Origin of the sequence: Streptococcus suis YS161, from assembly GCF_002760245.1 — a bacterium.
Lineage (GTDB): Bacteria > Bacillota > Bacilli > Lactobacillales > Streptococcaceae > Streptococcus > Streptococcus suis_I.
Genome location: NZ_ASCA01000073.1, coordinates 1 through 6,527, shown reverse-complemented (window position 1 = coordinate 6,527; position 6,527 = coordinate 1). Strand labels below are relative to the sequence as shown.

Here is a 6,527-nt window from a genome sequence, read left to right as displayed (position 1 = left end):
CCTTGGCAGCCACCAGCATAGCTGGTGGTTTTCTTGTTTTTCTCTACGAGAAAAACTGGCTCGAAGCCATAATATAAATAACCGCTAAGATTCAATCCTAGCGGTTTTCTTCTATTCACTCTAATCCAACAACTTAGCCAATTCCTGTGCCAAAAGTTGTTGTGCAACTTGCGGGTTAGCTTGTCCCTTGGTTGCCTTCATCAAGAAACCTGTAAAGGCCTTATCAGCATTGCGTTTGCCAGACTTGAAGTCAGCTACTGCCGCTTCGTTATCCGCAAAGACTTGGTGGATAATCGGAATCAAGACCGCAGGGTCTGAAATCTGTACCAAACCAGCCTTCTCAACATAAGCCTTAGCAGAGCCACCTTCTTTCGCCAAGTGAACAAAGACTTTCTTGGCAATCTTAGATGAAATAGTACCATCCGCAATCAAGGCTATCATCTCAACCAAGTTTTCTGGTGTCAAAGCGATTTGCTCAATAGTCTTACCTTCAGCATTGAGGAACTGGGCCACTTCACCCTGCAACCAGTTAGAAACTTGTTTAGCATCGCCACCTGCTGCCACTGCTGCTTCAAAGAAGTCAGACAGAGCCTTGGTAGACGTCAATTGACCAGCATCGTAGGCGGTCAAGCCCAAGTTTTCCACATAGTGAGCACGGCGAGCCTTTGGAAAGACTGGCAATTCTGCACGCACTTCCTCAATCCAGCTATCATCAATCTCATAGAGTGGTAGGTCTGGCTCAGGGAAGTAACGGTAGTCAGCTGACCCTTCTTTGACACGCATGAGAATGGTTTCTCCAGTAGATTCGTCATAGCGACGGGTTTCCTGCTGGATTTGACCACCTGAACGCAAGATTTTCGCCTGACGTTCTACTTCGTGTTGCAAGCCCTTGCGCACATAGTTGAAGGAGTTGAGGTTTTTCAACTCAGTCTTGGTACCAAATTTCTCCTGACCATAGGGACGAAGAGAGATGTTAGCATCCACGCGCATAGAACCTTCTTCCATCTTGACATCTGAAATACCAGTGTACTGAATGATTTCTTTAAGGGCTGTCAAATAGGCATAGGCCTCTTCAGGCGAACGCATATCTGCTTCTGACACAATCTCAATCAACGGCACTCCTTGACGGTTGAGGTCTACATAAGAATAGCCGTCTGTCCCGTGGGTATTCTTACCAGCATCCTCCTCCAAATGCGCACGTTCGATTCGGATTTTCTTGGTGGAACCATCTTCTAGCTCAATCTCAATCCAACCATTGTAGCCAATCGGCTCGTCAAACTGAGAAATCTGATAGGCTTTAGGGTTATCAGGATAGAAATAGTTCTTACGGTCAAAGTGCATGTCCTTGTGAATGTCCATGTTCAAGGCCAAGGCAGCCTTGATACCCGCATCTACAACGCCCTTGTTAAGAACAGGAAGGACACCTGGGAAAGACCAGTCAATCACGTTGGTATTAGCATTTGGATCCTCACCAAAATGAGCAGATGAAGGTGAGAAAATTTTCGAGTTGGTATTCAACTCCACATGGACTTCTAGACCAATAATCGTTTCAAAGTTCATTAGTTGGCACCTCCAAAAATCACTGGTTGTTGCTTGTGATAGTCTGTTGTCGCTTCAAAGGCAGCAGCCACTTGGTAAATGGTCTCTTCTGAGTATTTTGGACCAATCAGCTGCAAACCGACTGGCAATCCTTCCACAAAACCAGCAGGAATAGAAAGACCAGGAAGACCTGCCAAGTTGACAGGAATTGTTAACAAGTCCGCCAAGTACATAGCTACAGGGTCATGGTTGAGCGTGTCCAAACCAAAGGCAACCGTCGGAGCAGTTGGCCCCAAAATCAAGTCATAGTTGGCAAAGACTTTTTCAAAATCCTGGATAATCAAGGTCCGCACCTGGCCAGCCTTCTTGAAGTAGGCATCGTAGTAACCTGATGATAAGCTAAATGTCCCTAACATAATACGACGTTTGACTTCCTCACCAAAACCTTGGCTACGGGTTTTCACGTAAATCTCATCCAAGTTGGTCGCATCTTCTGCACGGAAACCATAACGGATACCGTCAAAACGTTGCAAGTTAGAAGATGCCTCTGACGAAGCAATGATATAGTAAACAGCAACCCCATACTTAGAATGTGGCAGACTGACTTCCTCGATAATCGCCCCCAGGCTTTCCAAGTGCTTAGCAGCCTTGAGAATGGTTTCCTTGACCTGCGGATCGATCCCTTCTCCCATGTATTCTTTTGGAAGAGCGATTTTCAAGCCCTTGATGTCCTGACCAATCTTGCTAGTAAAGTCCGCAATTTCATTGATGGTTGATGTTGCATCCTTAACATCATGACCAGAGATAACATTGAGCAACTGGGCATTTTCCTTAACCGTCTGTGAAAATGGACCAATCTGGTCAAGAGATGAACCAAAGGCAATCAAGCCAAAACGTGACACCGTTCCGTAGGTCGGTTTCATACCGACGATACCATTAAAGGCTGCAGGCTGGCGGATGGAACCGCCTGTATCAGAACCGAGTGACAAACGGACCTGACCAGCAGCAACTGCAGCTGCCGAACCACCTGAAGAACCACCAGGAACTTTTGTCTGGTCCCAAGCATTCTTAGTCGGTTTGAAGGCAGAGTTCTCATTAGAACCACCCATAGCAAACTCATCCATGTTGGTCTTACCAACAACAATCATATCCTTTGCGTAGGCCTGAGCAACCGATGTCGCATCGAAAATCGGCTCATAGTTGTAAAGCATTTTTGATGCAGCAGTGGTCAAAATCCCCTTCGTAGAGATATTGTCCTTAACTGCCAAAGGAATCCCTGCCATAACATTGGCTGCATCAATTCCCTTTTCATCAAGAGCAGCAGCCTGCGCCAAGGCCGCATCTTCTGTGATGGTCAAGAAAGCATCCACTGCTCCCTCACGGCTCTTGATGTCTTCCAAGGTTGCCTTGGTCAACTCAACCGCAGAAATCTCCTTTTTGACAAGGAGGTCATGCAATTCATCAATGGTTTTATTGTTAAAAGTCATTAGGCATCTCCTCCCCCGTCTAGAATAGCTGGTACCTTGATAAAGTTATCTTGTGATTCAGGCACATTTTTAAAGAGCTCCTCACGGCTCTCACCTTTTTGGGCAATATCTGCACGCAAGACGTTCTTACGGTCAGCCATAGTGGTCGTTACCGCAACACCTGTCGTATCTACTTCATTGAGCAATTCAACCATATCGACAATCTTGCTCAAACTTGTCGCAAATTCCGCTGTTTCTTGATCCGAAAATTCCAGCTTAGACAGCTTGGCAACGTGACGGACTTCAGCTTCAGAAATCTTCATTCTTACTTTCCTCCTAATGGAAATCTATCTTCTCATTATACCATATTTCCAGCCCCAGACAAAGGTAGAAATGACCTAATATGTTACCAATTTCCTCCTAAAAATCCGTTCTTTAAATTGCGAAGTATTCCTAATCTCACACCGTAAAACGATAAAAAACAGCAAGTTTCATCTAGCAATAAAACTTACTGTTTGCTTAGCCTATCTTTTTTTATGAGCTAATCCTTTGCATGTTTGCGGTATTTTTCCATTTTCCCTTTAAAAAGCTCCCCATTACTTGGTGCTGTATAGGAGACAGCATTGGCTCCAGCTTCGATAACCCGACGAATAGAGTCCTCAGTCGGACCACCAGTCGCAATAATTGGAAAGTCAGGGAAAGCTTCTCGAATCTTCTTCACAACCCTTGGCGTTTCTATACCGCAAGAAACATTTAGAATATCTACTCCAGCTTTAATCCGTGAGGTTAAATCAGACTTTTCAGAAACAACGGTATAAATGATAGGAATATCTACTACCTTATTGATTGCCTCAATTGTTTTTACATCCGTTGGTCCATTTACCACAACAGCGTATGCTCCCTCCGACTCAGACAATAGACTCATATTAGCTGAACGCATACCTGTCGTCAAGCCTCCACCAACACCAGCCAAGACTGGAACTGATGCAACCAACATAATACTTTTGATAATAGCTGGACTGGGCGTAAATGGATAAACAGCCAAAATGGCATCTGCATTGTGATTGGCAATAATAGACACATCCGTTGTAAATAAGACTGAACGAATGCGACGACCATAAATACGAATTCCACTACATTCCTTGATAACCTCTGGCATCTGAACAATATCCTGCCGTAAATCTGATAAAACAGATGGAATAAACTGTTCGCTCATCCTCAACCTCCTCTATACTAGCTTCAATAATATATAGTATAACATATTATTTCATGGAAGATACACAAAAACAATCCATTTTACCACTGCTTTCACAATTTGGTACTCTTTCAACAGATTTTTTTAAAAAAAGAGACAGCTTTCGCTGCCTCCCATTCTCCGACCAAAATAGTCTGTAGGACTATCTTAACGACGGATTTCTTTGATACGTGCTGCTTTACCTTGCAATGCACGGAGGTAGTACAATTTAGCACGACGTACTTTACCGTAACGTACTACTTCAATCTTATCAACACGTGGAGTGTGGATTGGGAATGTACGCTCAACACCTACACCGCCAGAGATTTTACGGACAGTGTACATTTCTGAGATACCTTGACCTTTACGAGAGATAACAACACCCTCGAAGATCTGAATACGCTCACGAGTTCCTTCGACAACCTTAGCGTGAACACGAACAGAGTCACCAGGACGGAAAGAAGGGATATCAGTACGAAGTTGACCTTCTGTCAAACTTTGGATCAATGGATTCATTTTATTCTCCTATCTTTGTCAATCTTAGGTGCTTTTAAACCCAGCGGATAAACTGTATTTTTGTGCGTCCATTACACACAGACTATATTATACACCAAGTAATCACCTATGTAAAGCATTTTGATAAATTTATCATGGTCAATCACACCGCTTCTTTTACAAGTTAAGTCAACAAGGTCTGAGTTTGATTTTCGAAGAGTGTTAATAATACATTCCTGTTGGAGAAAAACGAAAAACCAGTCCACAGACTGGTCACTATACTATTAATCAATGATTGTCGCACCGAGTACATGACGCAAATGGTTAAGAGCAAACTGATGATTCTCCTCCGTCAATGCAGCAATGGCTGATGAGACCACCTCAATACGATACCCCTTATTATAAGCATCAATAGCTGTATGAAGAACACAAATATCAGACAAAACACCCGTCAAGACAACCGTATCTACACCACGTTCTCTTAGTCGAACATCCAAATCTGTCCCAGAAAAAGCAGAATAATGACGTTTATCCATCCAACGAACACGCGCATGCCCTTTATGTTTTTGATAAAAATCTGCTAAAGGACCATACAAGTCTCGCCCTTGCGTCCCAATGATATTATGACTTGGGAAAAGCTGAGCTTCAGGATGAAATTCATCCCCCTCCTCATGACCATCAATCGCAAAGAAAATGTAGTCTCCATTTTCAAAAGCTTCTTGCGTAACCTGAGCAATTCGTTCAGAAATAGCCTGAGCTGATTTTCCAGCAGTCAGCTTTCCTTCATCTGCCACAAAATCTATTGTATAATCAATCGAAATCAATGCTTTTGTCATTTTAGTAGTCACGTTTCTTAATTTCATCAAAAATAGCTGGGATAAGAACTTTCAAATAAGTCCCCTTCATTCCCAAAGAACGACTTTCAATAATCCCTGCACTCTCCAACTTACGCAGTGCATTCACAATCACCGAGCGTGTAATACCGATACGATCTGCAATCACAGAAGCAGTCAATTGCCCCTCATTGCCATCCAATTCACCCAAAATAGCTGCAACTGCTTTCATTTCTGAGTAAGACAGCGTATTTACCGCCATATTAACTGCCGCACGACGACGGATATTCTTCTCGTCTTCTTCCCGTTGGAAATTAAGTAACTGAATACCAACTACTGTTGCCGCAATCTCAACCAAAATCAAATCATCATCGTGAAACTGCTCATTATTCCGCCAAATAATAAGCGAACCAAAACGAATCCCCGTTACGTGGATAGGCGCTATCGTTGTCAGCCCGTTTGGATAAGTCGATCGTGATTCGACAGGGATGGCAGTCAACTCGCTCTCGACAGGCAAATTAACCTGCGTATCGTAAACCTGCGCAACTGCTTTTACATATCCTTCTGGGAATTGTTTGTTTTGGAAAAATTCTTCCACACGATCATTGTTTGTCTCATAGTTCATGTGGTATCCCAAAACTTCACCTTCACTATTAATGATGCACGAGTTGCAGTCAATAATAGCTGATAAATGCTCAGCAATGGCATTATAAGGCAATTCTTCTGCCAATTGCTCTTCGGAACGCTTCAAAATAGAAGTGATATTCCGTGTCTTCTCTAATAATGTTGTCATATTTTCCTCTTTACTCTGTAATTGCTTTCAGTATAGCAAAAAATACATAAAATTTCAACAATTATCAGAATATTTACCGTTATCAGAAAAATTCAAACATTTTCATTCAAGTAAAAAGAAAAGGCTGGGCAAAAAGCCCAGCACCGCTTCTCAAAGTTAGTGTCAAC

7 protein-coding genes are annotated in these 6,527 nt (G+C 42.9%); all 7 read right to left on the bottom strand.

Annotated features, from left to right (window positions below; genetic code table 11):
- Window positions 1-120: 120 nt before the first annotated feature.
- On the bottom strand, window positions 121-1,560 hold the full coding sequence (gene gatB / locus SST111_RS09660; RefSeq protein WP_011921932.1) for an Asp-tRNA(Asn)/Glu-tRNA(Gln) amidotransferase subunit GatB: 1,440 nt from the start codon (window positions 1,558-1,560) through the stop codon (window positions 121-123).
- Window positions 1,560-3,026 (bottom strand): Asp-tRNA(Asn)/Glu-tRNA(Gln) amidotransferase subunit GatA, encoded by a 1,467-nt coding sequence (gene gatA / locus SST111_RS09655; RefSeq protein WP_099810995.1) that lies wholly within the window; start codon window positions 3,024-3,026, stop codon window positions 1,560-1,562. Before gatA ends, gatB begins: the two co-directional genes overlap by 1 nt.
- The gene (gene gatC, locus SST111_RS09650; RefSeq protein WP_011921930.1) at window positions 3,026-3,328 is read right to left on the bottom strand and encodes an Asp-tRNA(Asn)/Glu-tRNA(Gln) amidotransferase subunit GatC; all 303 of its coding nucleotides are present in this window, start codon (window positions 3,326-3,328) and stop codon (window positions 3,026-3,028) included. The genes gatA and gatC overlap by 1 nt, the downstream gene beginning before the upstream one ends.
- Window positions 3,329-3,546: 218 nt before the next feature.
- On the bottom strand, window positions 3,547-4,221 hold the full coding sequence (locus tag SST111_RS09645) for a hydrolase (RefSeq protein ID WP_024376328.1): 675 nt from the start codon (window positions 4,219-4,221) through the stop codon (window positions 3,547-3,549).
- Between the two features lie 186 nt (window positions 4,222-4,407).
- Window positions 4,408-4,755, bottom strand: coding sequence for a 50S ribosomal protein L19 (gene rplS / locus SST111_RS09640; RefSeq protein WP_024376329.1), 348 nt, complete (start codon window positions 4,753-4,755; stop codon window positions 4,408-4,410).
- A 263-nt stretch (window positions 4,756-5,018) separates the two neighbouring features.
- Window positions 5,019-5,570 (bottom strand): cysteine hydrolase family protein, encoded by a 552-nt coding sequence (locus SST111_RS09635; protein ID WP_024376330.1) that lies wholly within the window; start codon window positions 5,568-5,570, stop codon window positions 5,019-5,021.
- A gap of 1 nt (window position 5,571) precedes the next feature.
- Complete coding sequence (gene codY / locus SST111_RS09630; protein ID WP_004195776.1) at window positions 5,572-6,360, bottom strand: GTP-sensing pleiotropic transcriptional regulator CodY; 789 nt, start codon at window positions 6,358-6,360, stop codon at window positions 5,572-5,574.
- Window positions 6,361-6,527 lie beyond the last annotated feature (167 nt).

What these genes read in the sequence shown, in the direction of transcription:
- gatA (WP_099810995.1), bottom strand. Translation starts at nt 3,026, where the DNA reads ATGACTTTTAACAATAAAACCATTGATGAATTGCATGACCTCCTTGTC.
- SST111_RS09635 (WP_024376330.1), bottom strand. Translation starts at nt 5,570, where the DNA reads ATGACAAAAGCATTGATTTCGATTGATTATACAATAGATTTTGTGGCA.
- gatC (WP_011921930.1), bottom strand. Translation starts at nt 3,328, where the DNA reads ATGAAGATTTCTGAAGCTGAAGTCCGTCACGTTGCCAAGCTGTCTAAG.
- codY (WP_004195776.1), bottom strand. Translation starts at nt 6,360, where the DNA reads ATGACAACATTATTAGAGAAGACACGGAATATCACTTCTATTTTGAAG.
- gatB (WP_011921932.1), bottom strand. Translation starts at nt 1,560, where the DNA reads ATGAACTTTGAAACGATTATTGGTCTAGAAGTCCATGTGGAGTTGAAT.
- rplS (WP_024376329.1), bottom strand. Translation starts at nt 4,755, where the DNA reads ATGAATCCATTGATCCAAAGTTTGACAGAAGGTCAACTTCGTACTGAT.
- SST111_RS09645 (WP_024376328.1), bottom strand. Translation starts at nt 4,221, where the DNA reads ATGAGCGAACAGTTTATTCCATCTGTTTTATCAGATTTACGGCAGGAT.